Here is a 26,014-nt window from a genome sequence, read left to right as displayed (position 1 = left end):
CGCTTCAGCCGATCATGCTGTAGCCGCCAGACACCGAGAGCACCTGCCCGGTGATGTGGCCGGCGGCGACGGACGAGGACAGGAAGACAACAGAATTGGCGATGTCGCGCGGACGTCCGACTTTCTTCAGCGGCAAGGACGCAGCGACTTTCTCAAGCTGATCGGGGGTGAACAGCGGCTTGGCCCACATGCTGCCCTTGCCGACTTCATCCTCGGTTTCCGGAATGGTCACGCCCGGGCAGACGCAGTTGCAGCGGATACCGTAGCGACCGTTCTCCTTGGCGATGGTTTTCATGAAGCTGTTGACGGCCGCCTTCATGCCGCCGTATACCGCTTCCTTCGGCTCGCCCTGGCGGCTGGCGTCGGAGCTGATCGAGACGATGCTGCCGCCGCCCTGCGCAGGAATCATTTTTTCCAGCGCAGCGCGCGTGCAGTTGAGTACGCCGTGGAAGTTGATGCGGATGATCTTTTCCCAGAACTCGGGTGTGGTCTGCATGAAAAACATCAACTGGTCCCAGCCCACGTTGTTCACCAGCGCGTTGATGGCGCCGTAACGGGTCATGGCGGCGTCCATCAGCGCATGGGCCTGGTCGAGTTGGGTCACGTCCGTGCGCACCACCTGCACGTCGGCCGCACCGGCCGCCCGCGCCAGGTCCGCCACCTTGCTGGCCTGGGTCTCGTCGATGTCGCCGATGGTGATACGCGCACCTTCGGCCGCGAAACCGAGCACGAGGGCCCGGCCAATGTTGGAGCCGCCGCCGGTGATGACGACGGATTTGTCCTTGAGTCCGAGATCCACTGAATTCTCCGGGTTGTTGATTGATCGCGAGCATCGTCAAGCTGGGGCATCGGCAGGATGCTTGACGCAGCGAACATTAGCGCATCATTCTACCGAATGGTAGTTAGAGAAGTGTGGAATTGGACATGCCCTTCACCGACCGATATCCAAGCGTGGTCCGGGCCGGGCAGCCGTGGGCAAATGTTAGCCAAAGGGTCGGCGGTTCCATTTGACGTGGCAGAATTGAGGCGGGAAAGGGGACTGCGGACATGGTGATGGCGATAGCGAAGCGAAAAGCTCGACTGACGAAGAAGGGCACGGAAGCGCCTGCCGAACTCACTCGCGGATATATCCTGAAAGCGGCGGCGAAGCTGTTTCGCGACCAGGGCTACGTGGCGACGACCCTGCGCCAGATCGCGGATTCCGCGGGCATCCAGGCCGGAAGCGTGTATTACCACTTTCGTTCCAAGGACGAGATCCTGGCCGAGATCCTCGACACCGGAATAGACGAAGTGCGGAAGTCGGTCGGGAATCGCCTAGATGCCTTGCCCAAGAATGCAACGCCGAGGCAAAAGATTGCCGCAGGAATTGAGGGACATCTGATCGGGTTGCTCCAACATGGTGATTTCACGTCGGCCAGCATCCGGACCTTCGGACAACTACCGGCACACCTGAAACGATCAAACCAGCTGCGCCGCAAGGACTACAGTGCGTTTTGGGACAGCTTGCTTACAGAAGCCGCAGAGCGTGGAGGGCTTCGCACGGGCGTCGATCTGCACATCGTCCGCCTGGTGATATTGGGCGCGGTGAACTGGACGGTGGAGTGGTACGACCCCAAGCAGGGCTCGGTCGAGAAAGTCTCCAGGCAGATTGCATCGCTGATTTCTGACGGCGTGTTCGTGAGTGGGCGAGGTTGAGGGCTGCGCTGGGTAGGCCCTCTGGAAGGCCAGTGATTTGAACGGTGCGTGATTTAGATTTTCACAAGCGAGATACTTTGTTCTAACAAACGCTAGAGAGATAACGATGAAGGTATTGGTTAGTGTCAAGCGTGCGGTGGATTACAACGTCCGCATCCAGGTCAAGCCGGACGGTTCGGGCGTGGTCACCGAGGGCGTGAAGCACTCGATGAACCCCTTCGACGAGATCGCGATGGAAGAAGCGGTGCGTCTGAAGGAAAAGGGCAAGCTCACCGAGATCATCGCCATTACCGTGGGCGGTGCGAAGAGCGAAGAGACGCTGCGCTCGGCGCTCGCGTTCGGTGCGGATCGCGCGATCCACATCAAGGAAGAAGGCGAGATCCAGCCGCTGACCGCCGCCAAGGCGCTGGCCGCAGCGTTCAAGGCCGAGGGCGCGCAACTGTTCATCGCCGGCAAGCAGGCGATCGACGATGACGCCAACCAGACCGGCCAGATGATTGCGTCCTTGCTCGATCTGCCGCAGGCGACGTTCGCCTCGAAGGTCGAGCTGGACGGCAACAAGGCCGTCGTGACGCGTGAAGTCGATGCCGGCCTGGAAACACTGGAAGTCGATCTTCCCGCGATCATCACCGCCGACTTGCGCTTGAACGAGCCGCGCTACCTTAAGCTGCCGGACATCATGAAGGCGAAGAAGAAGCCCATCGACGTGAAGAGCTTTGCCAGCCTGGGCGTGACGCCCGGTGCCGGTCTCAAGACCACGAAGACCTCGGCACCGCCAAAGCGCTCCAAGGGCATCGTGGTCAAGACCGTCGATGAACTCGTCGCCGCGCTCAAGGCCAAGGGCCTCGTCTAAGCGACCGCCAGAATCAGGAATACGAACTCATGAGCAAGATTCTCGTCATTGCAGAACACGCCGACGGCAAGCTGTCCGCCGCCGTCTCCAAGACCGTTGCCGCCGCTGCCCAGATCGGCGGTGAAGTGCACGTCGCCGTCTTCGCCGTAGACGGCGCCGCCGTTGCTGCGCAGGCTGCGCAGATCGCTGGCGTCACCATGGTGCTGACCGTCAACAATGCGGCGAACAACCACGCGCTGGCCGCCACACTTGCGCCGCAGGTCGTCGAACTCGCCAAGGGCTACAGCCACGTGCTGTTCCCCGGCACTACGTTCGGCAAGGACCTGGCTCCGCGCGTGGCCGCCAAGCTCGACGTGCAGCAGGTCAGCGACATCATGCACGTGCACAACGCGACCTCCTTTGATCGCCCGACCTACGCCGGCAACGCGATCTGCACCGTCGAAGCGCCGGCATCGCCGCTGGTGCTCGGCACCGTGCGTCTAGCCTCGTTCCAGGCCGCCGCGAGCGGCAACAGCGCGCCGGTCGAAGCCGCGAGCGTGAACGCCACGCTGCCCACGCACACGCGCTTCGTGTCGCTGGCCGCGCAGAAGTCGGAGCGTCCCGAACTCCAGTCTGCGAACCGCGTGGTCTCCGGCGGCCGTGCGCTGGGCAGCAGCGATGCCTTCAAGATCATCTATGAACTGGCTGACAAGCTGAACGCCGGTGTCGGTGCCTCGCGCGCTGCGGTGGACTCCGGCTACTGCCCCAACGACATGCAGGTGGGCCAGACCGGCAAGATCATTGCACCGGAGCTGTACATCGCCATCGGCATTTCCGGTGCGATCCAGCACCTGGCCGGCATCAAGGATGCGCGCACCATCGTGGCCATCAACAAGGACGCCGAAGCGCCAATCTTCGAGATCGCCGACTTCGGCATCGTCGGTGACCTGTTCCAGATCGTGCCGGAAATAACCGGCAAGCTGTAACGAAAAAACCCTGCGCCGCTTGCGAGGCGCAGGGTCTTGATGAAACTGCAGCGATCAGTATCCGAGCTGGCGCGAGGCGAGATCCTTCATGATTTCGGTCGCGCCACCGCCGATGGACAGCACCTTGGTTTCGCGGAAGATGCGCTCGACCTTGGCACCGCGAAGGTAGCCTGCGCCGCCAAAAATCTGTACCGATTCGCCGGCAATCCATTCCAGCGCGCCGGTGGAAAGGTTCTTCAGCAGGCAGATTTCTGCGACCGGCATGTGTCCCTGGCGGATCTGCCAGCACAACAGGTCAAGCTGGGCCTTGATCGCGTCCAGCTTCATCTTCATGTCGGTGAGCTTGTGGCGGATCACCTGCCGTGCGATCAGCGGCTGACCGAAGGTCTGCCGATCCCGGGCGTAGGCCAAGGCTTCCTCGTAGCAGACCTGGCCGAAGCCCCAGGCTTGCGCGCAGAGCATCAGGCGCTCGTTGTTGAAGTTCTCCATGATCGCCTTGAAGCCGCGATTTTCCTCGCCGATGCGATTGGCGACCGGCACCCGGCAGTCCTGGAAATACAGCGTGGCGGTATCCGAGCACCACCAGCCCATTTTCTGCAGCGGGCTGCGCGTGAAGCCCGGTGTGCCGGCTTCGACCACGAGGAGCGACACGCCGCCCATTCCGCTGCCACCGGTGCGCACGGCGACGGTGATGAAGTCGGCGCGCATGCCCGAGGTGATGAAGGTCTTGGAGCCGTTGACGATGTAGTGATCGCCGTCGAGTAGCGCGGTGGTGCGCAGGCTGGCCACGTCCGAACCGCCGCCGGGCTCGGTGATGGCGAGCGCTGCGATCTTCGTGCCCTCCATCACCGGGCGCAGAAAGCGCTCCTTCTGATCCTGGGTGCCGTTGGCCGCAATCGGCGGGCTGCCGATGCGATGGCTGACGAGGCTCGCAATCAGACCACCGGACCCCGAGCGCGCCAGTTCCTCGGCCATGATCGTCTGGTAGAACGGGTCATCGTCGCCAGTGCCGCCGTATTCCTCGGGAAAGCCGATGCCGAGAACACCGGCTTCAGCCGCCTTGAGCTGCAAGGAGCGCGGCAGCTCGCCGGCCTGCTCCCAGGCCTCGATATGGGGATCGCACTCCTTCTGCACGAAGCGCCGCAGCTGGCTGCGGTAGGTCTCATGATCTTCGGTGAGGAACGGGTGGGGTGCGCCGGTGTGGGTCATGGTGCGCTCGGAGTAATTGGATCAGGCTGCGCGTCGCAGGCCGGCGACGCGATCAAGATGCCGTTCGCGATCACCGTACAGCGTGCCAAAGGCAGTGAGTTGGCGGAAGAAATGACCCACGTCGAGCTCTTCGGTGACGCCGATGCCGCCGTGCAACTGCACCGCCTGCTGCGCGACGAGCTTGCTGGCCTGGCCGAGATAGGCTTTCGCGGCGGACACGGCACGACGACGTTCGTCTGCATCCGTGCTGTCCACGCGCACGCTGGCCATCAGGACCATCGAGCGGCTCTGCTCGATCTCGATGAACATGTCCACCAGGCGATGCTGCAAGGCCTGGAAGCTGCCAATGACGACGCCGAACTGCTTGCGCACCTTCAGGTAATTCGCGGTACGTTCCAGCAGGGCGTGCATCGCGCCGAGGGCCTGCGCGCAGGATGCGGCGGTAGCGTGATCCAGCGCGGCGTCCAGCGCCTCGAAGCTCTTGCCAGCCGGGCCGATGAGCGCGTCGGCCGATACCCGGACCTGATCGAGCACCACATCCGCCGCCGTGCCCCCACCCATCACCGCGTAGGGCGTCAGGGTGACGCCGCGGGCGGCTGGATCGATCTCGAACAGGCTGATGCCGGCGGACTCGCCGGCAGATTCGGCGCTGCGGGCACTGACGATCAGCCGCTGTGCGTTCGGCGCATTGAGCGCGCACAGCTTCCGGCCGCTGATGAAGTAGCCCTGGCCGTCCGCTTTCGCCTGGGTTGCGCAGTGAGCGGCGTTCTGGCGATCACCCGGCTCGGCCCAGGCCACGGAAAGCTGCAACTGGCCTTCGGCGAGCGGTTCCAGCAGGCGCTTCTGCTGTGCCTCGCTGCCGGCCAGCGCCAGCAGCTTGCCCGGCAACACCAGTCCGGAGACGAAGGGCTCCAGCACCATGCCGGCACCGAGCGCTTCGGCCACCAGCGAGATGTCGGTGCCGCTGCCGCCGAGTCCGCCCACGGATTCCGGCAGCGGAAGGGCAAGCCAGCCGAACTCGGCCATCTGTGCCCAGGCCGCAGCATCGAGCTGACCGGGGAGTGTCAGCGTCTGCTTGTAGCGTTCGAAGCCATAGCCCTTGAGGGCGAATTTGTTGGCGCTGTCCTGCAGCAGTTTCTGCTCGGACGAGTAGGAAAAGTCCATTGGATTATGTTTTTCGAGTATTCAGCCCACGCCCAGCAGCAGCTTGGCGAGGACGTTTTTCTGGATTTCGTTGGTGCCGCCGTAGATGCTGCTGGCGCGCAGGAAGTTGTAACGCTGCGTGGCGCCGCGGAACACCTCGTGGCCAGCCGCGTGGTCGCTCATCCAGGGCAGTGCGCTGAGGCCGCCGAGTTCGACCTGTGCCTCGGAAATGGCCTGCTGCATCTCGGCGCCCTTGACCTTGAGACCGGAAGATTCCGGACCCGGTGCCTGCCCCCTCGCTATTCGGTCCAGGGTGCGCAGGTTGGTGTACTCGAGGGCCATGAGGTCCACTTCCAGCGCCGCCAGACGACGCCGCACCAGCGGGTCATCGGCCAGCGAGGGGTCGCTCGCGACGGCGCGGCGTAACTCCTTCATCTGGTGAAGACTGTCGGCCACGCCGGCGATGGCGGTGCGCTCGTGGGTGAGCAGGAACTTGGCGATCGTCCAGCCTTCGCCCTCCTTGCCGACCAGATTGTCCGTCGGGACGCGGACATTGGTCAGGAAGATCTCGTTGAGATGGTGATGGCCATCGATGGTCATGATCGGACGGATTTCGAGGCCCGGCGTTTTCATGTCGATCAGCAGGAAGGAAATGCCTTGCTGCTTGGGCACCTCAGGGTTGGTCCGGCATAGGCAGAACATGTAGCTCGCCCAGTGTGCCTGGGTGGTCCAGATCTTCTGGCCGTTCACCACGTAGTGGTCGCCGTCGCGAACCGCCAGCGTCTTGAGGCTTGCGAGGTCGGAGCCCGAACCCGGCTCGGAATAGCCCTGGCACCAGAACTGTTCGCCAGCGGCGATGAGAGGCAGATAGCGCGCCTTCTGTGCCGGCGAGCCGAAGCTCATCAGCACCGGGCCGAGCATGGCCAGACCGAAGGGGCTTCCCACCGGGGCGCCGGCTGCGGCGCGCTCGGTGTCGAAGATGTAGCGCTGTGTCGCCGTCCAGCCCGGTCCGCCGTACTCGGTGGGCCAGTTGTAAGCCAGCCAGCCCTTCTTGCCGAGCTTGCGCTCCCAGGCCGCCTGCGTTTCCAGATGATTGGGTAGGCCGATTTCGGGGCCGGCCTTGGGCGGAACGTTCGCCTGCATCCAGGCGCGGACTTCGGCGCGAAAGGCCTGGTCCTCCGGTGAAAAATCAAGATCCACGTAATGCTCCTCAAGGTGAGAAAAAGAAAGTCTGCGCAGCGAGCACGGCCGCCGCGGCTCGGCTGGGTCCGACAATGGGACGCCAGCGCTGCGTATTCAGTCGCCCGGTCGCGGTGGGACGTGACGACGGAGGAATTCGATCACTGCTTCGCTGAACAAATCGTTGCGATCTCCCGCAACCATATGTCCCGCCTCCGCCACGTCGGCCAGCTCGGCGTGAGGAATCAGTTCCTGCAGCGCGCGTGCGCCTTCGGGGCTGACCACGTCGCTGCTGCCGCCGCGAACCAGGAGGGTCGGGACGTGGATGCGTCTCGCGGCGGTCTCGCGGCGCTCCTGCTGCACAAGCGCCTCACCCGCCTGGGTGCGGGAGGCGTGATTGAGAAAGCGCGGGTCCCAGTGCCAGTACCAGCGGCCGTCCCGATAGCGCAGGTTCTTGCGCAGACCGTCGGTACCGCTCGGCCGGGGGCGATGCGGGTTGTAGGCGGCCACGGCATCGACCACCTCGTCCAGACTGGCGAAACCGCCGGTATGCGCACTCATGAAGTTGAGCACGCGCGCGACCCCGCTGGCTTCGAGCCGCGCCGCGATGTCCACCAGCACCAGCGCGCTCGCAAAACCCCTCTCGGCCTCGCCGAGAGCCACCATCGAGGTCAGGCCGCCCATCGAGGCCCCCACCAGAATGGGCGGCCTCGCAAGGCCGGCAACCACTTGGTGAAGATCGCCGATCAGCGCGTCGGGACTGTAATCGCCCTGCTCGGACCAGGCGCTGTCGCCGTGGCCGCGGGCGTCGTAGGCCAGCGCGTAGTAGCCCGCCTCGGCGAGGCGCAGCGCCGTCCCCGCCCAGGCGTGACGGGTCTGCCCGCCGCCGTGCAGCAGGATGACGGGCACAGCGCAGGGATCGCCTGCCTCCTCGGCAGCGAGGCTCTGGCCGTCGTGGCCCTGAAGCTGGACCTCGCGAATCTGCAGGGGTGTCGTGGAATCGTGTGGCAAGGGAAGGGATCAAAAAAGTAGGTGGGAGCCCCATCCGCGGGGGCGCTACGGCGGGCGACTGGCTCAATCCAGCGAACGCGCGATCAGTTCCTTCATGATCTCGTTGGTGCCGCCGTAGATTCTCTGCACGCGCGCATCCTGGTACATGCGGGCAATCGGGTACTCGGTCATGTAGCCGAAGCCGCCAAAGAATTGCAGGCACTCGTCAACGATCTCGCACTGCTTCTGCGTGCCCCACCACTTGGCCATCGAGGCGGTCGCCGCATCGAGCTTGCCTTCCATCAGTTTCTGGATGCAGTGGTCGATGAAGACGCGGCCAATGGTGAGCTCGGTCTGCCGCTCGGCCAGCTTGAAGCGCGTGTTCTGGAATTCCAGCAGCGTCTTGCCGAAGGCCTTGCGCTCGCGCACATAGGCCAGGGTGTGGTGCATCGCGGCCTCGGCGGCGGCAATGGCTCCGACGCCGATGATCAGGCGCTCGCGCGGCAACTGGTTCATGAGCTGGTAGAAGCCCTGACCCTCGCGACCGCCCAGCAGATTCTCTGCCGGCACGCGCAGATTCTCGAAGAACAGCTCGGCCGTGTCCTGACCCTTCTGCCCGATCTTGTGCAACAGCCGGCCGCGCTTGAAGCCGGGCAGGCTGGTGGGATGCTCGGCCACGATCAGGGAGATGCCCTTGGCCGCGGACGTGGGATCGGTCTTGCAGACGATGATCAGAAGGCCGGTGTGATGACCGTTGGAGATGAAGGTCTTGGAGCCGTTGATGATGTAATCGCCGCCATCGCGCTCCGCGCGCGTGCGCACGGCCTGCAGGTCCGAACCGGTGCCGGGTTCGGTCATGGCGATGGCCCCGACCATCTCGCCCGACACCAGCTTCGGCAGCCAGCGCTTCTTTTGCTCCGGCGTGGCGCAGCCCACGATGTAGTGGGTGACGATCTCGTGCACGCCCTTGGCCCAGGCGGTATTACCAGCGTAGGCCTGTTCTTCCATGATCACGGCTTCGTGCGCGAAGGTGCCGCCCGCGCCGCCGAATTCCTCGGCGACATCCGTGCACAGCAGCCCCGCCGCACCCGCCTTGAGCCAAAGCGAGCGGTCAACGTGCTGCTGCTCGGCCCATCGCTCCTCGTTGGGGGTGATTTCCGCAGCGATGAACTTGCGCACGTTGTCACGGAACAGCGACAGCTCCTCGTTCATCCACGCCGATTCGGGTCTCTTCATCGTCTTGCTCACATCGAGAAGCCGCCGCCGCAGACCAGCACCTGTCCGCTGACGTAGTTGGACTCCGGGATGCAGAACAGGTACACGGAGCCTGCCGCCTCGGTCGGCGTGCCGGCGCGGCCAAGCGGCACCGTGGCTTCCATCGTCTTGAGCAGGTCGGGATTGACGCCGACCTTGATCTTGCGACCTTCAACGTCAATGCTCGCATCGCTGCCGGCCGCAGCCTCTGTCAGGCGCGTCTTGATGAGGCCGAAGGCCACACAGTTGACGTTGACCTTGTACCGCCCCCATTCCTTGGACATCGCCTTGGTCAGGCCGATGATCGCCGCCTTGCCGGCAGAATAATTGGCCTGGCCTGCGTTGCCGCCGGTGCCGGCGATCGAAGAGATGTTGACGACCTTGCGGAACACCTCGCGCCCTTCCATGGCTTCCTTCTTGGTCTGCACGCGCAGGTACTCGGACGCGGCCCGCAGAATCTGGAACGGAGCGGTGACGTGCACGTCCATGATGGCGTGCCACTGCTCGTCGGTCATCTTGTGGATGACGTTGTCCCAGGTGTAGCCGGCGTTGTTGACGATGATGTCGAGTCCGCCCAGTTGCTCGATGGCGGTGTTGACGAAGCGTTCGGCGAAGCCCTTTTCGGTCACGCTGCCGGCGCACGCGATGGCCTTGCGTCCCATCGCGCGGATTGCAGCGACGGTTTCTTCGGCCGGGCCTGCATCGAGATCGTTGACGACCAGGTTGGCGCCTTCCGAGGCGAGCTTGAGCGCGATTTCACGGCCGATACCACGGCCCGATCCGGTGACCAGCGCAACCTTGCCTTCGAGTTTCATGCTTTCTGATTCCTGTCTGAATTGGGATGGGTTACTTCAGTGCGACCAGCGCATCGCCGGAGAGCTTCAGCTCACCCTTGTCGTCCACGACGCCAATCTCGAGCTTCACGACCTGTTCGCCATTGCGTTCGAGTTTCTCCACCACCTTGCCGCCGCAGGTGAGCTTGGCGCCGATCGGCGTGATGGCCGAGAAGCGCACCGCGTAGTGCCTAAGCTGCGTCTGCGGTGCCCAGTTGGTAAGGAAGCGGCCGAGGTAGGCCATCGACAACATGCCGTGCGCGAACACGTCCGGCATGCCGGCGGCCTTGGCAAAGTCCAGATCGATGTGGACCGGGTTGTGGTCGCCCGAGGCGCCGGCAAACAGGGCCAGTGTGGTGCGCGTGATGCGCGGCAGCTTCAACGCCGGCAGTTCGTCGCCGACCTTGACCTGCTCGAATGTGGGGACGCTCATGCCGCCTTCTCCTTGGGGTTGCGGGCCACGATGATGCTGCGGGCTTCCATCACCTTGACGCCGTTCTGATCCGTGATGACCGAGTCCTTCACGATGAACTCGAGTGCGCCGCCTTTCTTTTGGTAGATGTCGGCGATGCGCGAGTCCACTTTCAGCACGTCGCCGGCACAGACCTGCGCGTGGTAGGTGAAACTCTGTTCGCCGTGCAGGATGTTGCCGATGGGCACGCCCAGTTCGTCGAGAAGTGTGAACATGATGCCGGCATCCAGATCCGCGCCCATGAGAAAGGTTGGCGGCACCGGCAGACTGCGGTAGCCAGCCGCCTTGGCTGCGGCCTCGTCGATGTATTCGGGTCGGGTTTCCCCGGTGGCCTTGGCGAAGAAGCGCAGGCGCCCCTTCTCCACTTCGAAGGTGGTGCTCGGCAACTGACGGCCGATGTGCTTGGTATCGATCATGAAAGCCCTCCCTGTCAGGCCTGGTACATCGTCACGACGCAGGCGCCACCCAGGCCCAGGTTGTGCTGCAGCGCCGTGCGGGCGCCCTTGACCTGGCGCGCTTCGGCGGTGCCGCGCAACTGCTGGACCAACTCGGTGCACTGGGCCAGGCCGGTTGCACCCAGCGGATGGCCCTTGGACAGCAGGCCGCCGGAGGGATTGGTCACGACGCGACCGCCGTACGTGTTGTCGCCGTCGTTCACCATCTTTTCGCCGCCGCCATCCGACGCCAGGCGCAAGGCCTCATAGGTGAGCAGTTCGTTGGTCGCGAAACAGTCGTGCAGCTCGACGACGCTGACATCCTTGGGATCAACGCCGGAGGCGGCGTAGACCTGGTCGCCAGCGGCACGCGCCATGTCGAAGCCGACGAGCTGCATCATGTTGCGCGCCTCGAAGGTCTCCGGCGTGTCGGTGGTCATGGCCTGCGCAACGATCTTCGCGCGCGAGTCCAGGCCATGCTGCCTGGCGAACTTCTCCGAGCAGACGATCGCGGCCGCAGCCCCGCAGGTGGGCGGGCAGGCCATCAGGCGCGTCATCGGTCCGATCAGCATCGGTGAAGCCATGACTTCTTCCATCGTCACTTCCTTGCGGAACAGGGCGACGGGATTGTTCATGGCATGACGGCTGGCCTTGGCGCGAATCTTCGCGAAGGTCTCGGCCTTGGTGCCGTATTTTTCCATGTGCGCCATGCCGGCGCCGCCGAAGTAACGGATCGCGAGCGGCACGTCCGGCTGGCCGACAAGTTCGTCGCAAACCGTGTCGAAGGGCTGGAAAGGACTCGGTCGGTCATGGAAGTACGAACCCAGCGCGCCCGGTTTCATCTGCTCGAAGCCGAGCGCGATCACGCAGTCCGCCGCGCCGCTCTGCACAGCCTGGCGCGCAAGAAATAGCGCTGTGGATCCCGTCGAGCAGTTGTTGTTGACGTTGATCACCGGGATGCCGGTCATGCCCACCGGATACAGCGCGCGCTGCCCGCAGGTGGAATCGCCGTACACGTAGCCGACGTAGGCCTGCTGCACGAGCTTGTAATCGACGCTCGCATCGGCCAGCGCGCGGCGGGCCGCCTCGGAGCCCATGTCGTAATACGGTTCGGAAGTGCCCGGTTTGGTGAAGGGCACCATGCCCACGCCGGCAACAACGACGGTTTGACTCATTGGCTACGCTCCAGGAGGCTGAGGATGACGCGAAGAGAAGAAAGGAGGCCTCTATGCCGAGGCCAATCGCGAGAGCATGAAGGAGGGAAGGCTCCGCGAAATTTAAGAATCAGGCGAACCACCGCAAGGTCATCGCGATCAGGCGCTTCACGCGCGCGGTGTAGGGGGGATAGAACATCTTCACCAGACCGATTCGCGTGTCTGCGATCGCGCGGGCGTGCGAGAACGAGCGAAAGCCGAATTCGCCATGCGTGCTACCCAGCCCGGAATTGTTGACGCCGCCGAAGGGCAGCAGCGGGTGGAGGGCATGCACGACGGTGTTGTTGACGCAGACGCCGCCCGAAGAGGTGCGGTCGAGGACGCGGCGGATGCGTGCGCGATCCTGGCCCCAGACGTACAGCGCCAGCGGCTTTTCACCGGCGTTGATGCGGTCGATGACCTCTTCGAGTTCACCGAACCGGATCACCGGCAGCAGCGGTCCGAAAATCTCCTCCTGCAGGATCGCCGCATCCGCAGGCACGCGCTCTAGGATGGTCGGCGAGATGTAGCAATGTTCCTCCCGCACGTCGCCGCCAGCGACGACGGTGGCGCCGCGTTCGCGCGCATCATCCAGCAGCCGTCGCACGCGCGAGGTGTGGCGTGCGTTGACGATGCGGGCAAGGTCGGGCGAGCGGAAACAGGCCTCGTCGTCCTTTCCGTATACCTCGGCGAGACGTTCGCGCAGAAGATCTAGGAACTCGTCGGCGACCGAGTGGTGCACGAACACGTGATCGGGTGCGATGCAGGTCTGGCCGTTGTTCATGAACTTCGACCAGCACACGTTGTGAGCCGCGGCCTTCAGATCGGCGCTGGCATCGATGATGGTCGGGCTCTTGCCGCCCAATTCCAGGGTCACGCTGGTTAGATGGCGCGAAGCTGCGGCCATCACGACTTTTCCCAGGGCGGGAGCGCCAGTGAAGAAAATGTGATCGAACGGCAGGTCGAGCAGGGTCTTGGCGAGTTCCGCGTCGCCCTGGAACAGCGCGACTTCGTCGCGGGCAAAGGTCGCGTCGATGATCTTCTGCATCTCCGCCGACAACCGCGGCGTCATTTCCGAGGGCTTGACGATCGCTGTATTGCCTGCGGCTAGAGCCAGTACCAGGGGACAGAAGCTAAGGTTCACCGGGTAGTTCCACGGCGAGATGATCAGGCAGCGCCCGCGCGACTGGTACTCGATGCGTCCCTGAGTCCCGGCCATCAGCGGCGAGAACCCGACCCGCGTGGGCTTCATCCAGCGCTTGAGCCGGCGCATCGCCATGTTGGCTTCGGAGACGACGGTAAAGATTTCCGTCAGGTCGACTTCCACCTCCGGTTTCCGGAAGTCCGCGGCAGCCGCGGCACGGATCGCCGGGGCAGCCGCCTGGACGGCATCGCGCAGCTTGCGGATGCGCTCGATGCGTTCGTCCGCGGACGAGCTGCGCCAGCGCAGGGCCGTCGACCGTTGCGCTTCGAAGGCGGCCAGTGCCTGCGCGTTCGGCGCGCAATACGCGGATGTCGCGGGGAAGGGGGTCAGCAGGGGGGCGTTCATCCGTCGATCTCCAGCGTTGAAGAAGCGGCCATCGCTGGCCAGCCCAAACGGGCAGCTTTGAGGGTCGCGTTTCAAAGTGTATCAGTCAAGCGTTTGTTAGAAAAGTGTCTGTGACAATGTGCCCCCCCCGCGAAATCGCGCAGCCAATCCGATACGCGAAGAGTGATTCGACACCGCTTGTCCCAGGGCAGCCGGCAAAACGCCGAAGTGCGCAGCGAAACTACGTGCTATTGACTTCGTGCTCAGCCGCGATTAAGGTCATGGTCCCGCCGGTTCATGACTGGCGACAGTGCGGTACCCGGTAGCTAATCAGATCTGGAGGTTCACCTCATGAGTTCCGTCACGCAAAACACCACATACGAGTCTCCCAACGGGCCTTGGGCCAAACTTTTTCTGGTTCTGTTGGGCATTGCCATCCTCTTTGGCTCCTACCGCATCTATCAACATGCAACCTCCTTCACGGTGGGTCTGGACTACTTTTCGGAGGACTTCCAGAAATACTGGATGACACTGCTCTATATCCAGCTGCCCGTGCTGTTCGGGATGGGTGCCGCCATCGTGGGTTGGCTCTGGCACACGCGGGATCGCCAGCTCGACAAGTTGGCCCCGGCCGAGGAGCTGCGCCGTTATTTCGTGTTGCTGGCGCAGATCATGGTGTTCGCCGTGGTTGCTTACCTGACCGCCTCGCCCTTCACCGAGGCTGACGCCGCTTGGCACCAAGTGACGGTCCGTGATACTGACTTCACGCCGACGCACATCGTGCTGTTCTACTTCGGCATTCCGATGTTCATCATGGCCGGCGTGGTGTCGTTCGTTTACGCGCGCACTCGGCTCCCTCAGTTTGCGAACAGGATTTCCCTGCCGTTCGCGCTGGTGGTTGCGGGCCCGATCATGATCATGCCCAATCTTGGCCTCAACGAATGGGGGCACACGTTCTTCTATGCAGAGGAACTGTTCGCCGCGCCCATTCACTGGGGCTTCGTGCTGCTCGGCTGGGCGACGTTTGCGGCCGGCGGGCTGGTGGTGCAGATCCTGACCCGAGTCGTCGAGCTTACGAAAGTCGTGGGCTCGAGCGATTTTGCGGAATCGCCGCAGGCTGCTGCGGTTGGCGTGTCGGCGTAACGGTTAACGACATGTACAACGGTGGGGGCGTGCCGAGCGGTGCGCCCCCGCCGAGCGCAGACCATCAGTCGTACGGCAAGATGCATGGCGCTTGCCCTTCGGGGACTGTCGCGCGACCGGTGTTATCAGCAAAGAAGAAATCAAGCGTTTGCCCCGGCGCGGGCTTCGCTGCGTAAGTCCAAAGGCGGAGATCCCTGATGAAGGCCATAAATAATCCAGATAGCGGCGGCGCAGGCCAAAACGGGCTCACTTCAGCGAAGGAGCAGCGAAAGGCCTACGTCCAGATGGACTTGCTGATCATTCCTCTGATCGTGCTGCTCTTCATGGGCATCTTCAGTTTTCACTTCGCGCTGCTCGTCGGCGACTGGGATTATTGGGTGGACTGGCGCGATCGCCGCTGGTGGCCGCTCGTAACGCCACTTGCACTCACCGTATTGCCAGGGGTGTTCGGGTTCCTGCTGTGGGACAAGCTGCGCCTGCCGTTGGGCGGAACGCTCACGATTCTGTGCCTGACGCTGGCGGCCTGGATCAGTCGCTACCTGAATTTCCACCTCTTCGCTGATTTTCCGATGAACTTTGTATGGCCTTCGACCTACATCGGCTTGGGCCTGATCCTGGACTGCATGCTGCTGCTCACGCGCAGCTTTTTCTGGACCGGTCTTTTCGGCGGATTCGCCTTCGGCCTTCTGATCTATCCGCTCAACTGGTCGATCTTGGCGCCGTTTCAGGTGCCGCTTGAGCTCAACGGCACGATGCTGACGGTGGCCGACCTGATGGGCTATGAGTACATCCGCACCGCCATCCCGGAATACCTGCGCATCATCGAGGAGTCCACGCTGCGGACATTCGGCGCCGCCGTGACGCCCCTGACCGCCGTGTTCGCGGGTTTTCTGAACATCATGAATTACTGGTTCTGGCTCTGGATCGGGTATCTGGGTGCGAAAGCGTTGTGGATCCGGAAGATCGTGTGATGAAAACGACCATGAAACTGCTTTCTGCCTTCCTGCTCCCTCTGATCGCGTTCTGCGTGATCTATCCATCGCCTTCCGTGGCGCACGGTGAGCGTGCACAGATGCCCCAGTTGCGCATGCGCACGGTGCATTGGATTGACGTTCAGGCATCGACGGCGAAATTGTCGGTCAACGAGATCGTCAAGATCAGCGGCAAGTTCATGCCGTCGAAGTACTGGCCGCACCATGTGGACTCAATTGAGGAAACCGCCTTCCTCAACATCGGCGTCCCTGGCCCCTCCTTCGTGCGACTGGACTCCCGCGTCAACGGCGTGCCGATGATTCGCTCCACCTCCTTCCGCAAGGGCGAGGTCTACGACTTCGAGATCACGATGAAGGCGCGCAAGGTCGGTCGGTATCATGTTCATACGGTGATCAACGTCGCGGGGGCTGGTCCGATGATCGGCCCCGGCATCTGGGTCGAAGTCACGGGTGATGAAGCCGCCTTCGTGAACACCGTCGAGACGCTGTTGGGCGAGACCATCGATCTGGAAACCTATGGCCTGGGTAACGTCATGGCGTGGTCAGCCCTCTGGTTCGCCGTCGGCCTGGCCTGGTTTGTCTATTGGTTGACCAAGTGCCCCATCGTGGTGCCTCGCTTCAAGCGTGCGCAGGAGCTGGGGGCCGAAGCCGACCAGATGATCACCACCATGGATCGTCGGATGGGAGGGATCTTCCTGGTCCTCACCTTGAGCCTGATTGTGGGCGGTTACGTCTATGCCCAGGAAAGGTGGCCGATCACCACGCCGCTGCAGACCGGCAAGATCGATGTTCCGCCGCTGGATCAGCCGCCGACCCCCATTGCGATCAAGCTCATTGAAGCGCGTTACCGTATTCCGGGTCGTAGCTTCAGGATGGAGTTTGATGTCGTCAACGACAGTGACCGGCCCGTCACCATCGGTGAATTCGCGGCCGGCAACCTGCGTTTCATTAACGCGGATGTGCTCGACGTCAAGCCCAGGGACGAACACGATCTGGTGGCCTCTGATGCCCTGCGTGTCGAAGGTGCGCCCGTAGCCGCCGGGGCCACCCAGCGCGTGGTGATCTACGCCGACGATGCCATGTGGGAGACCGAGCGCATGACGACCATGATTTCCTCCCCTGACGCCGTTGTGGCGGGTGTGCTGTCGTTCTTCGACGACGCGGGTGAACGGCATCTGGTGGAGTTCGGGGGGCCGATGATTCCCGACTTCGGCATGGTGCGGCGTTGATGTTCACGCGACGCGCTGTCCACGCGCTCCTCGCCGCAGCCGCATTGCTGGTGGCCGCCGGGGCCAGCGGCCATGGCGGCGTCTCGATGGAAGACGACAACTGTGTGATGAAAATCGGGACGCTACGCGCGCACTTCACCGGCTATCAGCCGGAGAAGCGCGCGACCCAGGAGTTCTGCGAAGACATCCCGGAGCTTGGACGCGCAATTATTGTCATTGATTACGTCAGCGCGGCGTTGCGTCAGTATGAGGTTGAATTTCGCGTGCTTGAAGACGTGAACGACCTCAGGGCTGGCGGCCGGTATGAAGACTTGGGGTCCGCGTCCGACATCGAGGCTGCGAGCCTGGTTCATGTTCCGTTTCAGGTCTACCCGAGAGGCACATTGACGTTTGAACACAACTTTGAGACGCCCGGGTGGTATATCGGCATGATCACTGCCAAGGATCCCGAAACCGGAACCGTGCTGCATTCCGTGTTCCCGTTCAAGGTGGGTGTCCACAGCCTGTGGCGATATCTGCCGGCCTTCCTGATCGTCTTCGCCATTGCGGCACTTGTCTACCGCCTCACGGGTCGCAAAAATAATTCAACCGAGGTGAAGTGATGGCAGTTTCAGCGCACAGGTTAGGGAGCGCGTTGCTCCTGGTCTCGCTCGGGGCATACGGGCCAGCCGTTCACGCACATGCGGGACTGGTCAGTTCGGAGCCTGGACGCAGAGCGGTGTTGACCGTGCCGCCCGAAGCGATCCGCCTGTGTTTCAACGAGAACATCGAGCCGAAATTTTCCACTGTCACGCTCTCTCAGGGTGATGATGCAATCGAGTCGCTTGGCGAAGTCCAGACCGACCCTGAGGTGCCTGCCTGCCTGGTCGTGCCTTTGGAGTCACCGCTCGGCAATGGCCGCTATACGGTCAAGTACCGCGTGCTTTCTGTCGATGGTCACGTCGTCGATTACGGGTACGGATTCAAATTAGAAGCACCCTGAGGTCGGGGTGATCGAAATTCTGGCTGCGGCATCCCGATTGGCGGCTTTCGCGAGTGCGGCCTGGATCATCGGTGCAACCGTCTTCCATGCTTGGTGCGTGCCGCGCGGCTTCCGCAAGCCAGCGGTGCCCGGCTCCTGGACGCTGCTAATAGGCGTCTCGGTGCTTGCTGTCGGTCATGCCGGTTTGATGTGGGCGCAGATGCTCACCCTTGTCCCGCTCGGAGGGACTGCAGCCGACTGGCGCAATCTGGTGATGGGCACGCACTTTGGCCAGATTTGGCTGATTCGAGCCGGGGCGGCCGCCCTTCTGCTTTTGTGTGTGCTGGTGGGAGTGATTCGGCCGGTTCAGCGCGCACGCTGGGCCTGCGCGATCGCGGCGGCCCTCTACCTTGGACTTGCACCCTGGGGCGGTCACGGCGCAGGTGCGGAAGCACCGTGGCAGGTTCTGCCGCCCAACATCGCCCATATGCTTGCCGTCGCAGTATGGTTCGGCGCTTTGCCGTCTTGGCTACTGACGGTCAGCGCGTATGCCCGCAACCAATCGTCTGCCTTGACGACGTCCGCCCTTTCCGCCGCCCTGCAGCGCTTCTCGCAGTTGTCGATGGCGCTGATGGCCGTCATTGTCGTGACCGGGGTCTGGCTGGCTGATCTTTACATCGAGAACGAAGGCGACCTGCTGGGCACGCGCTATGGGGGGCTGCTGGTCGGCAAGGTCGGGCTGCTGGCCTTGGCGCTGTTGTTTGCAAACCGACTGCGCACCAGGTTTCTGCCGGTACTGAAGAGGGCGGGCAATCACGCTGAGCCCCGCGCGCGGTCGGCGCTGGCGCTGCGGCACGTTGCAGTCGAGCTGGGCGCCGCCACGGGCGTGCTGCTCTGTGCTGTCTGGTTGGCACAGACCACCCCGGCGTTCCACGAACCCGAGCCATACTGGTGGCTGCCATTTCGTTGGTCATTCGAAGCCACGTGGGCTGACCCGTCGCTGAGGGTCTGGATACTGGGCGCTTTGGCAGCCTTGATCGCCGCGGGCTTTGCGGCAACCTGGCGGCGCGGGTCGTCGGAATCGACATCGAGATCGCTGCGCATCACGGCCGCCTTGCTCGTCGTGGCCGCGGTCAGCGTTCTGGCCTGGGCGTTTGCGGTGCCGGCTTATCCCGAAACCTTTCGTCGTTCGCAAGTACCGTATCTGACTCAGTCGGTTGCAAACGGGCGCGAGCTGTTCATGCAGCACTGCACGGCCTGTCACGGCACCGGAGGTCTGGGCGACGGCCCGCTGGCCGCAACGCTGCCCGTGCCGCCCGCCAATCTGAGCGAGCCGCACACGGCGTTGCACACGGCCGGCGATATGTACTGGTGGCTGAGCCACGGGATTCCAGAGAGCGGCATGCCCGGCTTCGGCGCGGTGCTTTCGGAGGACGATCGCTGGGACCTGATCAATTTCATGCGCACCTTCTCGCAAGGCTTCGAGAGTCGGGTCATGCGGGCCGGCATCGTTCCAGGGCAGGCGTGGCTGGGTGCGGTCAACCTTTATATCGAGGGTGCATCGGGACCGACCGAGCTTCAGGGCTACCGCGAAACGCATAACGTACTGCTGGCATTTCTTGGCGGACCCAATGCGGAAGCGCGCGCGCGGACCTTGGCCATGGCGCTCCCTGAACTCCAGTCCCGCCGCACACAGGTCCTTGCGGTCCCGCTCGACGACGCTGATCTGCCCGGCGACTTGCCGTATCCGGTCTTGAAGTCCGGCGCAACTGACGCATGGTCTGCCTACGAACTGTTGTCCCGCACGGTCGGTGATCGCGGACTGCCGGACCGCTTGGGCATGGCCTGGACACACGCTGAGTTCCTCATCGATCGCTTTGGCTATGTGCGTGCGCGCTGGATTGCTGAGGATGACGCGGTGGGATGGTCGGATCCCGCAATGCTTTATCCCCACCTGGATCGGCTCAACGCCGAGCCTCGTTTGCGTCCACCACCGGATGCGCACATTCACTGAACCCATAGGAGTCAAACCATGAAACGACCCCAAATTCTTTTCTGGGCGGCATTGTTCGGCAGCGGTCTGTCCTTCGGCGCGCTGGCCGAAGGCAAGGCGGCGCAAGACGACCATCACGCCCATCATCGAGGGCACGCGCAGCATGCGGCCAACGGCGCGGCGGGGAAGGGTGCGACCGAAGTGCCGCCGCTGCGCATCCTGTTTCCCGAGGACGGCGCCAAGGTCGGCACCCAGCTTGCGGTGGTGTTCGAAACGCCCGGCAAAATGGAAAGATTGACCATGAGCGCGCCCGTGGTGGGCACCCACCTGCACATCGAAACCGATGGAATTTCGCTGATGCCCGGCGAAGACCAGCTGATCCGGCTGGGCAACAATCGGTACGTGTTTCTGTTTGACCTGCCGGTCGAGCCTGGCGAGCGCAGCCTGAGGGTGTACTGGTCGGATGGCATGCACCGGACCATTGATGCGAGCATGCAGACGGTGAAGGTTGTCGTCGAAGCCGCCGACAGCGGCAAGAAGTAGGGGTCACGAAGAGCGGTCTGCGTGTCGCGCTCAACGCGAGCAGGCAGGCTGTTTCTTCGCCGCAGTCTCCGGTTCAAGCGTACGCCTCGCGAATGCTTGGTGACTGATCCCGGAAGGGCGCGCCCGGTTGTGCCGGGCGCCTGCCCCCATGGGTGGAACCCATGTGACGTACCTCGCCGCGACCGGCGCTTGGGGAGATCTTCCGCTGCGGCAGTCAAGGCGGTCACCCGCGCGCGTTGATGTGCGCAGCGCTGGGGAACCAGCGGCGCCCGCCCCCTGAGCGTCCCAGGCCATATGGCCTGGCCAGCGCATCCGGGCTGGCGTTGGATCGGTTCGGCCAGCGGTCTTCCTCGACCCGCAGTCTTGCCCGTCGACCCAACGCCAGATCAATGAATGCGGGCCAGGGTGGCCCGCACAGCGCTCAACCTGCGGCGCTCTTGAACCAGGCGATCATGCGCACGCCCCAATCGGCCACTGCGGCCAACACCCCATAGAACCAGTGCTTGACGCTGGTCCAGGTGGAATCGCGGCTCTGCTCGGCTTTGAGCGTGCGGTGCCCCACCCGAGTGAGATAAGCGTGAATCGCTGCCGACTCCTCGGCATTGAGCGTGTCCGAAAAAGCGGGCATGCCCCGTTCGCGCTGGGCGCCGCCCAGCACGATGGCGTCGAACATCTGGTGCGTTTCAGCACTCATGTAACGCAGATCCGCGAGGTTGGGATGGCTGATGCCGCCCGGTCCGTGACAGTACACGCAGTACTTGTGGTAGAGCTGGTTGCCCTTGTCGATCTGCTCAGACGTTGCCGTGTCCGCCGGTGGCTCGGGCAGGCGGCGCGGGCGGTCCACCGGGGGCAGTTGCGTGTCGCCGCCGAGCTTGAAGGTCATCAAGCGGCCTTCCGTGGACGGGCTCTCGCGCGTGTTGCTCGCGAATCCAAAGGACATGCCGAATGCGCCGCCCCAGCCGACCAGTACGCTCACATACTGCTCGCCATCGACGGTGTAGGTGATGGGCGAGCCAATCACGCCCTGCTGCACGTCGTAGTGCCAGAGCCGCTCGCCGGTGCGCGCGTCGTAGGCGTCCAGATAGCCGCGCCCGGTGCCTTCGAACACCAGGTCTTCACCGGCGCAAAGGGCGCCGCTGTTCCAGGGCGTTTCGCTGTTGTGGCGCCAGACTTCCTCCTGCTTCACCGGATCCCAGGCCAGCAGGAACCCCTGCGCCGTCGCGGCCCCGACCTTCTTGACAAGCTCCAGGTCCAGCCAGGCCGGCACGGTGAGATCCTTCATCACGTCCATCCCCACGTTCCAGAACTTCGGGTTGTACTCGAAGGTTTCGTCCTGGCGGAAGATCATCGCCAGTTCGCGCGCGGGGATGTAGACGTAGCCGGTGCCGGGGTGAAAGCACATCGGCTGCCAGTTGTGTCCGCCCATGGGCGAGGGGAACTGGTACACCGGGCTGGTCTTGTAGCTGTTGTCGGTTTCGACGGGCCGTCCGGTCGTGAGGTCGATGCGCTCGGCCCAGGACACATGCACGTAGTTCTCGGCGGACAGCAACACGCCGCTGGCGCGATCCAGCACATAGAAAAAGCCGTTTTTGGGCGCCTGCATGATGACCTTGCGTGTCTGGCCTTCAATCTCCAGATCGGCCAGCACCATGTGCTGCGTGGCGGTGTAATCCCAGCCATCACCGGGCGTGGTCTGGTAGTGCCAGACGTACTCGCCGGTTTCCGGGCGCAGCGCGACGATGGAGGACAGGAACAGATTGTCGCCGCCCGCCGGGCTGCGAATCCACTTGTTCCAGGGCGAGCCATTGCCGACGCCGATGTAAAGCAGGTCCAGCTCGGGGTCGTAGGCCATCGAATCCCAGACCGTGCCGCCGCCACCGACTTCCCAGTACTTGCCACTCGGATCCCAGGTCGCCGCGGCTTTTTCGAGGATCGGGCTTTCGAAGGGCTTCGACGGGTCGCCGGGCACCGTGTAGAACCGCCAGGCCATCTCGCCGGTCTCGGCGTCGTAGGCGCTGACATATCCGCGCACGCCCAGTTCTGCGCCGCCGTTGCCGATCAGGACCTTGCCTTTCACCACGCGCGGTGCGCCGGTGATGGTGTAGGGGCGCGAGAGGTCGACGGTGAGCGTGTCCCAGACCACCTCACCGGTTGCGGCATCGAGCGCGACCAGTCGCCCGTCAAAGGTGCCGACATAGACCTTTCCGTTCCACATCGCCATGCCACGGTTGACGATGTCGCAGCAGCCATACTGGCCGCGGTCGCGGTCTACGTCCAGGTCGTTCTCCCACAGCAGCTTGCCGCTGCGGGCATCCACCGCGTACGCCTTGCTCCATTCGCCGGTGAAATAGAGCACACCGTCGACGACCAGGGGCGTGCCTTCCAGTCCGCGCTTGGTGCCCAGGTCGAGGTACCAGGCGAGGCCAAGATCCTCGACGTTGTCGCCACGGATCTGGTTCAGCGGGCTGTAGCGCTGCTCGTCCTGCGTGCGGCCATGCTGGATCCAGTTCGCGGTCTCGGCCCCGGCCGCGGCAAGGCGCGCGGCGTCCACCGCGGTGCCGCCGGCCGCAGCGGTGCTGCTGATCGCAAGCAACAGCAGGAAACGTAAGCTTGCGCGGCGACCGTCGCAAGGTGAAAAACGTGTCACAGAGGCTCTCCTAAAGCAATGATGAAGTTCGTGCCCGGCCCGAGTGGTTCAGGACCGCTTCCCGCGCCGTCATACTGCGGCTGGCAGTTCCAACGCCCTTTCCAGTTCGGCCAGCGCGTGCGCGCAGTACACCGAGATGCGTTGGACGTGGGGCAGGGCGTCGCGCCAGGCGGTGTAACCGAAATTCAGATCCTCGCCGTAGCGCACGCAGGTGATATTCAAGGCCTGTCCGTGATAAAGCACCGATGCGGGGTACATCGCATCGAGACGGGCACCGAACAGATATAGGTGCTCGGGTGGACCTGGCACGTTGGAGATGACGACGTTGAACATCGGCCGGGTGCGGCCCGCCAGGCCCAGGGCCTGCTGCAAGGCATAAGGGCCCATCACGGCCAGGGAGAACGCGCCGACCGTGGTGCGCGGCAGCGCGCTGACCTGCTCCTTGAGCGCGCGTGTGGAGGCGTGGACCCGTTCGAGCCTCACGAGGGGATCGCTCTCGTTGGTCGCGAGGTCGGCAAAGCCGAAGCTGATCGCCGTGCCGACGCTGATTTCGTCCGCGGCGCGGACGCTGATCGGGATGCAGGTATTGAGACTCCTCTTCTCGGGCAATTCGCCGGCTTCGGCCAGCAGCCGGCGCAAGCCGGCGCCGCAAATCGCCAGCACCACGTCATTGACCGAAACCTTGGCCGCATCCGCCACGCGCTTGAGACGCGCCAGCGGGTAGCGCTGCGTGGACAAGCGCCGCTGCGCGGTGATCCGTCCATTCAGCACGGTGCTGGGGGCCGAGAACGCGGTGACCAGATCAGGCACGCGCCGCGCCCGTGGCATCAGCATGGGGTACAGGTTGGCGACCGATTTCATCACCAGGCCGCGGCGTGTGGGGACGGGCGCCTCCGTCACGGGAGCCTTCGCCGCCTTCTTCTTCCCCCTCGAGCGGCTCGGGTCCACGTAGGCCCAAGGTGCGGGCCGGATTTCACCGGGCGTCGGCGACATCGCGCGCTGGAACATGCGCATGCCGGCCACGCCGTCGATCAGGACGTGGTGAATCTTGACGAACAGGGCGAAGCGATTGCCATCCAGACCCTCGATGACGTGGCTCTCCCACATCGGCCGGCGCAGGTCCAGCGCGTTGGCGTGCAGGCGAGACACCAGTTCGCCGAGTTCGCGTTCCCCACCGGGCTGCGGCAGGGCCAGCCTGCGGACGTGGTACTCCATGTCGGGCTTGCCGGAGGTGTCCAGCATGGGCACCAGGCCGGACATCGGGCCCTCGCGCAGATGCAGATTCCAGGGCTGTACCAGCGTATCGATCGACCGCAGATGGTCGGTCAGATCGCGCATATAGGTCGGTCCCGCGCTCGCAGGCGGCTCGAAGATCATCAGCGCGCCGACATGATTGGGCGTGTCGCGCGTCTCGAGGAACAGCCAGCCCAGATCGAGAGCGGGAACCAGGCGAGTACTCATCTCTTGCGTGCTCCGGGTGCGTGCGTGGCTCCCATGCGCGGGGTGGCCAGCGATTTCAGCTCAAAACCGATGTAACGCCGGATGGGCTGGCGACGCGGGTAGTGCCCGGTCGCCAGCCTGTCCTGACTACTACTCGGCGATTTTCAGTTCGACGCGGCGATTCAACTCGCGACCTTCGTCGGTCTCGTTGTCGGCAATCGGCTCAGCCTCGCCGTAGCCCTTGGACGCCAGCCTGTCCGCCGCGATGCCCTTGCCAGTCAGGTATCGCACGACGCTCGCAGCGCGCCGCTCCGACAGGGCCTGGTTGTACTCGTCGGTGCCCTTCGCGTCGGTATGACCGCCCACCTCGACACGAACATTCGTCGCACTGTTCATGGCATCGGAAACGGAGTCGAGAATGGTCCTGGCGTTGACCGTGAGCACGTCGCGATCGAACTCGAAGTTGACGCCACGCAGCACGATCTTGTCACCCGCCGCACAGCCCTCCAGCGTGATCGGCTGACCCGACTCCGGCGTCTTGCACTCCGGCTTCGGCGCGGGCAGCGGGCACCCGTCCGCATCGACCGCTGTACCGGCAGGCGTATCCGGGCACTTGTCCAGGTCATCGGTGACGCCATCGCCATCGCTGTCGATAGGCTCGACGACCGGAACCACCTCTACCGGTGCCGCTTCCGGGGGCGGGGGCGGCGGTACCGGGCCGGCACCAATCGGAATCAGCAGGCCGACGCTCGCGACGAACTCGTTGAGCGCGTTGTTGTTGGTCTCGCTGGTCCGATCCCCATCGTGCAAGTCGCTACGGAACAGGAGTTCGGTCCGGATCGAGATGTCGGGTACCAGGACGTCGAACGGCCCGAAGAGATAACCACCACCCAAGGACCACAGCACGGTGTCGTAGTCGGCATCGTCACCGGGATGGTCCTCGAAGCGGCCGTAGCCCAGCCCGCCGACGACAAACGCGTTGCCCTTTTCGACCGGGAAGAGCAGGCCGCGGACGCCGCCGGACAGGAGCTTTGCGGAACCTCCGCCGTTCTCCGCGTCGTAGGCCGAATAGTGCGTTTCCAGTTCGAACCCGAATCGGTCCTGAAACAGCTTGCCGAACGTTATCGTGGCACCCAGGCCGTCATCGGTACCGCGGTTCGTGTCCGCCAGTACATAGGAGGCCATGGGTGAAATATAGAAACGATTCGCAATCGCCGTCGAGGCGCTTTTGCCCGCCGGATTGGATGCGTCCTCCTGGCCCCAGGCGTTGCCGGTGATCCCGGCGATGATCGCTGCCAGCAGCATGGATCCACTCTTC

Annotated in this window: 24 protein-coding genes; 10 read left to right on the top strand and 14 right to left on the bottom strand. The window is 63.7% G+C overall.

The features are described 5' to 3' along the window. Positions 1-4: 4 nt before the first annotated feature. The gene (locus ACOOHP_RS10680; protein ID WP_420466405.1) at positions 5-799 is read right to left on the bottom strand and encodes an SDR family NAD(P)-dependent oxidoreductase; all 795 of its coding nucleotides are present in this window, start codon (positions 797-799) and stop codon (positions 5-7) included. A gap of 248 nt (positions 800-1,047) precedes the next feature. On the opposite strand from ACOOHP_RS10680, the gene ACOOHP_RS10675 reads away from it, so the two are divergent. The 3 genes from ACOOHP_RS10675 to ACOOHP_RS10665 all read left to right on the top strand — a co-directional run bounded on the left by ACOOHP_RS10675 (position 1,048) and on the right by ACOOHP_RS10665 (position 3,513). Further along, positions 1,048-1,695 carry a TetR/AcrR family transcriptional regulator gene (locus ACOOHP_RS10675; RefSeq protein ID WP_420466404.1) on the top strand — a complete coding sequence of 216 codons (648 nt, stop codon included), beginning with the start codon at positions 1,048-1,050 and terminating at the stop codon, positions 1,693-1,695. A 106-nt stretch (positions 1,696-1,801) separates the two neighbouring features. Next, positions 1,802-2,548, top strand: coding sequence for an electron transfer flavoprotein subunit beta/FixA family protein (locus tag ACOOHP_RS10670; RefSeq protein ID WP_420466403.1), 747 nt, complete (start codon positions 1,802-1,804; stop codon positions 2,546-2,548). 29 nt (positions 2,549-2,577) lie between these two features. Then, positions 2,578-3,513: an electron transfer flavoprotein subunit alpha/FixB family protein gene (locus ACOOHP_RS10665; protein ID WP_420466402.1), complete on the top strand. Its 936-nt coding sequence runs from the start codon at positions 2,578-2,580 to the stop codon at positions 3,511-3,513. 54 nt (positions 3,514-3,567) lie between these two features. On the opposite strand, the gene ACOOHP_RS10660 is transcribed toward ACOOHP_RS10665, so the two are convergent. The 10 genes from ACOOHP_RS10660 to ACOOHP_RS10615 all read right to left on the bottom strand — a co-directional run bounded on the left by ACOOHP_RS10660 (position 3,568) and on the right by ACOOHP_RS10615 (position 13,769). After that, complete coding sequence (locus ACOOHP_RS10660) at positions 3,568-4,722, bottom strand: acyl-CoA dehydrogenase family protein (protein WP_420466401.1); 1,155 nt, start codon at positions 4,720-4,722, stop codon at positions 3,568-3,570. A 21-nt stretch (positions 4,723-4,743) separates the two neighbouring features. After that, the gene (locus ACOOHP_RS10655; RefSeq protein ID WP_420466400.1) at positions 4,744-5,886 is read right to left on the bottom strand and encodes an acyl-CoA dehydrogenase family protein; all 1,143 of its coding nucleotides are present in this window, start codon (positions 5,884-5,886) and stop codon (positions 4,744-4,746) included. A 21-nt stretch (positions 5,887-5,907) separates the two neighbouring features. Then, entirely contained in the window at positions 5,908-7,065 is a 1,158-nt protein-coding gene (locus tag ACOOHP_RS10650; RefSeq protein ID WP_420466399.1) for an acyl-CoA dehydrogenase family protein, read from the bottom strand. A gap of 96 nt (positions 7,066-7,161) precedes the next feature. Then, on the bottom strand, positions 7,162-8,055 hold the full coding sequence (locus ACOOHP_RS10645) for an alpha/beta fold hydrolase (protein WP_420466398.1): 894 nt from the start codon (positions 8,053-8,055) through the stop codon (positions 7,162-7,164). Positions 8,056-8,118: 63 nt separating this feature from the next. Then, on the bottom strand, positions 8,119-9,270 hold the full coding sequence (locus ACOOHP_RS10640) for an acyl-CoA dehydrogenase family protein (RefSeq protein ID WP_420466397.1): 1,152 nt from the start codon (positions 9,268-9,270) through the stop codon (positions 8,119-8,121). An 8-nt stretch (positions 9,271-9,278) separates the two neighbouring features. Then, positions 9,279-10,103 (bottom strand): SDR family NAD(P)-dependent oxidoreductase, encoded by an 825-nt coding sequence (locus tag ACOOHP_RS10635; RefSeq protein WP_420466396.1) that lies wholly within the window; start codon positions 10,101-10,103, stop codon positions 9,279-9,281. Positions 10,104-10,134: 31 nt separating this feature from the next. Beyond that, entirely contained in the window at positions 10,135-10,554 is a 420-nt protein-coding gene (locus ACOOHP_RS10630) for a MaoC family dehydratase (protein WP_420466395.1), read from the bottom strand. Beyond that, positions 10,551-11,009, bottom strand: coding sequence for a MaoC family dehydratase N-terminal domain-containing protein (locus ACOOHP_RS10625; RefSeq protein ID WP_420466394.1), 459 nt, complete (start codon positions 11,007-11,009; stop codon positions 10,551-10,553). The genes ACOOHP_RS10630 and ACOOHP_RS10625 overlap by 4 nt, the downstream gene beginning before the upstream one ends. Before the next feature lie 14 nt (positions 11,010-11,023). Next, the gene (locus tag ACOOHP_RS10620) at positions 11,024-12,202 is read right to left on the bottom strand and encodes a lipid-transfer protein (protein WP_420466393.1); all 1,179 of its coding nucleotides are present in this window, start codon (positions 12,200-12,202) and stop codon (positions 11,024-11,026) included. A 109-nt stretch (positions 12,203-12,311) separates the two neighbouring features. Further along, positions 12,312-13,769, bottom strand: coding sequence for an aldehyde dehydrogenase family protein (locus tag ACOOHP_RS10615; protein WP_420466392.1), 1,458 nt, complete (start codon positions 13,767-13,769; stop codon positions 12,312-12,314). A gap of 330 nt (positions 13,770-14,099) precedes the next feature. On the opposite strand from ACOOHP_RS10615, the gene ACOOHP_RS10610 reads away from it, so the two are divergent. From ACOOHP_RS10610 to ACOOHP_RS10580, 7 genes are all read left to right on the top strand, one after another. Then, positions 14,100-14,891 carry a methane monooxygenase/ammonia monooxygenase subunit C gene (locus ACOOHP_RS10610; protein ID WP_420466391.1) on the top strand — a complete coding sequence of 264 codons (792 nt, stop codon included), beginning with the start codon at positions 14,100-14,102 and terminating at the stop codon, positions 14,889-14,891. 197 nt (positions 14,892-15,088) lie between these two features. Next, positions 15,089-15,862 carry a methane monooxygenase/ammonia monooxygenase subunit A gene (locus tag ACOOHP_RS10605; protein WP_420466390.1) on the top strand — a complete coding sequence of 258 codons (774 nt, stop codon included), beginning with the start codon at positions 15,089-15,091 and terminating at the stop codon, positions 15,860-15,862. A gap of 11 nt (positions 15,863-15,873) precedes the next feature. Beyond that, positions 15,874-17,112, top strand: a complete 1,239-nt coding sequence (gene amoB / locus ACOOHP_RS10600; protein ID WP_420466389.1) for a bacterial ammonia monooxygenase, subunit AmoB — start codon at positions 15,874-15,876, stop codon at positions 17,110-17,112. After that, complete coding sequence (locus ACOOHP_RS10595) at positions 17,112-17,714, top strand: hypothetical protein (RefSeq protein WP_420466388.1); 603 nt, start codon at positions 17,112-17,114, stop codon at positions 17,712-17,714. Before amoB ends, ACOOHP_RS10595 begins: the two co-directional genes overlap by 1 nt. A gap of 125 nt (positions 17,715-17,839) precedes the next feature. Beyond that, positions 17,840-18,094 (top strand): copper resistance CopC family protein, encoded by a 255-nt coding sequence (locus ACOOHP_RS10590; RefSeq protein ID WP_420466974.1) that lies wholly within the window; start codon positions 17,840-17,842, stop codon positions 18,092-18,094. 7 nt (positions 18,095-18,101) lie between these two features. Beyond that, complete coding sequence (locus ACOOHP_RS10585) at positions 18,102-20,087, top strand: CopD family protein (RefSeq protein WP_420466387.1); 1,986 nt, start codon at positions 18,102-18,104, stop codon at positions 20,085-20,087. Between the two features lie 18 nt (positions 20,088-20,105). Further along, a complete protein-coding gene (locus ACOOHP_RS10580; protein WP_420466386.1) occupies positions 20,106-20,609 on the top strand; it encodes a hypothetical protein in 504 nt (167 codons plus the stop codon). Between the two features lie 421 nt (positions 20,610-21,030). Here the strand turns inward: ACOOHP_RS10580 and ACOOHP_RS10575 are convergent, their stop codons facing one another. The 3 genes from ACOOHP_RS10575 to ACOOHP_RS10565 form a co-directional block, all read right to left on the bottom strand. Then, positions 21,031-23,256, bottom strand: a complete 2,226-nt coding sequence (locus ACOOHP_RS10575; protein WP_420466385.1) for a PQQ-dependent dehydrogenase, methanol/ethanol family — start codon at positions 23,254-23,256, stop codon at positions 21,031-21,033. Between the two features lie 69 nt (positions 23,257-23,325). Continuing rightward, complete coding sequence (locus tag ACOOHP_RS10570) at positions 23,326-24,717, bottom strand: wax ester/triacylglycerol synthase family O-acyltransferase (protein ID WP_420466384.1); 1,392 nt, start codon at positions 24,715-24,717, stop codon at positions 23,326-23,328. 129 nt (positions 24,718-24,846) lie between these two features. After that, a complete protein-coding gene (locus ACOOHP_RS10565; RefSeq protein ID WP_420466383.1) occupies positions 24,847-26,001 on the bottom strand; it encodes an OmpA family protein in 1,155 nt (384 codons plus the stop codon). Positions 26,002-26,014 lie beyond the last annotated feature (13 nt).

This window comes from Panacagrimonas sp. (genome assembly GCF_965216805.1).
Lineage (GTDB): Bacteria > Pseudomonadota > Gammaproteobacteria > Nevskiales > Nevskiaceae > Panacagrimonas.
This window is presented reverse-complemented; position numbering and strand designations above follow the sequence as displayed.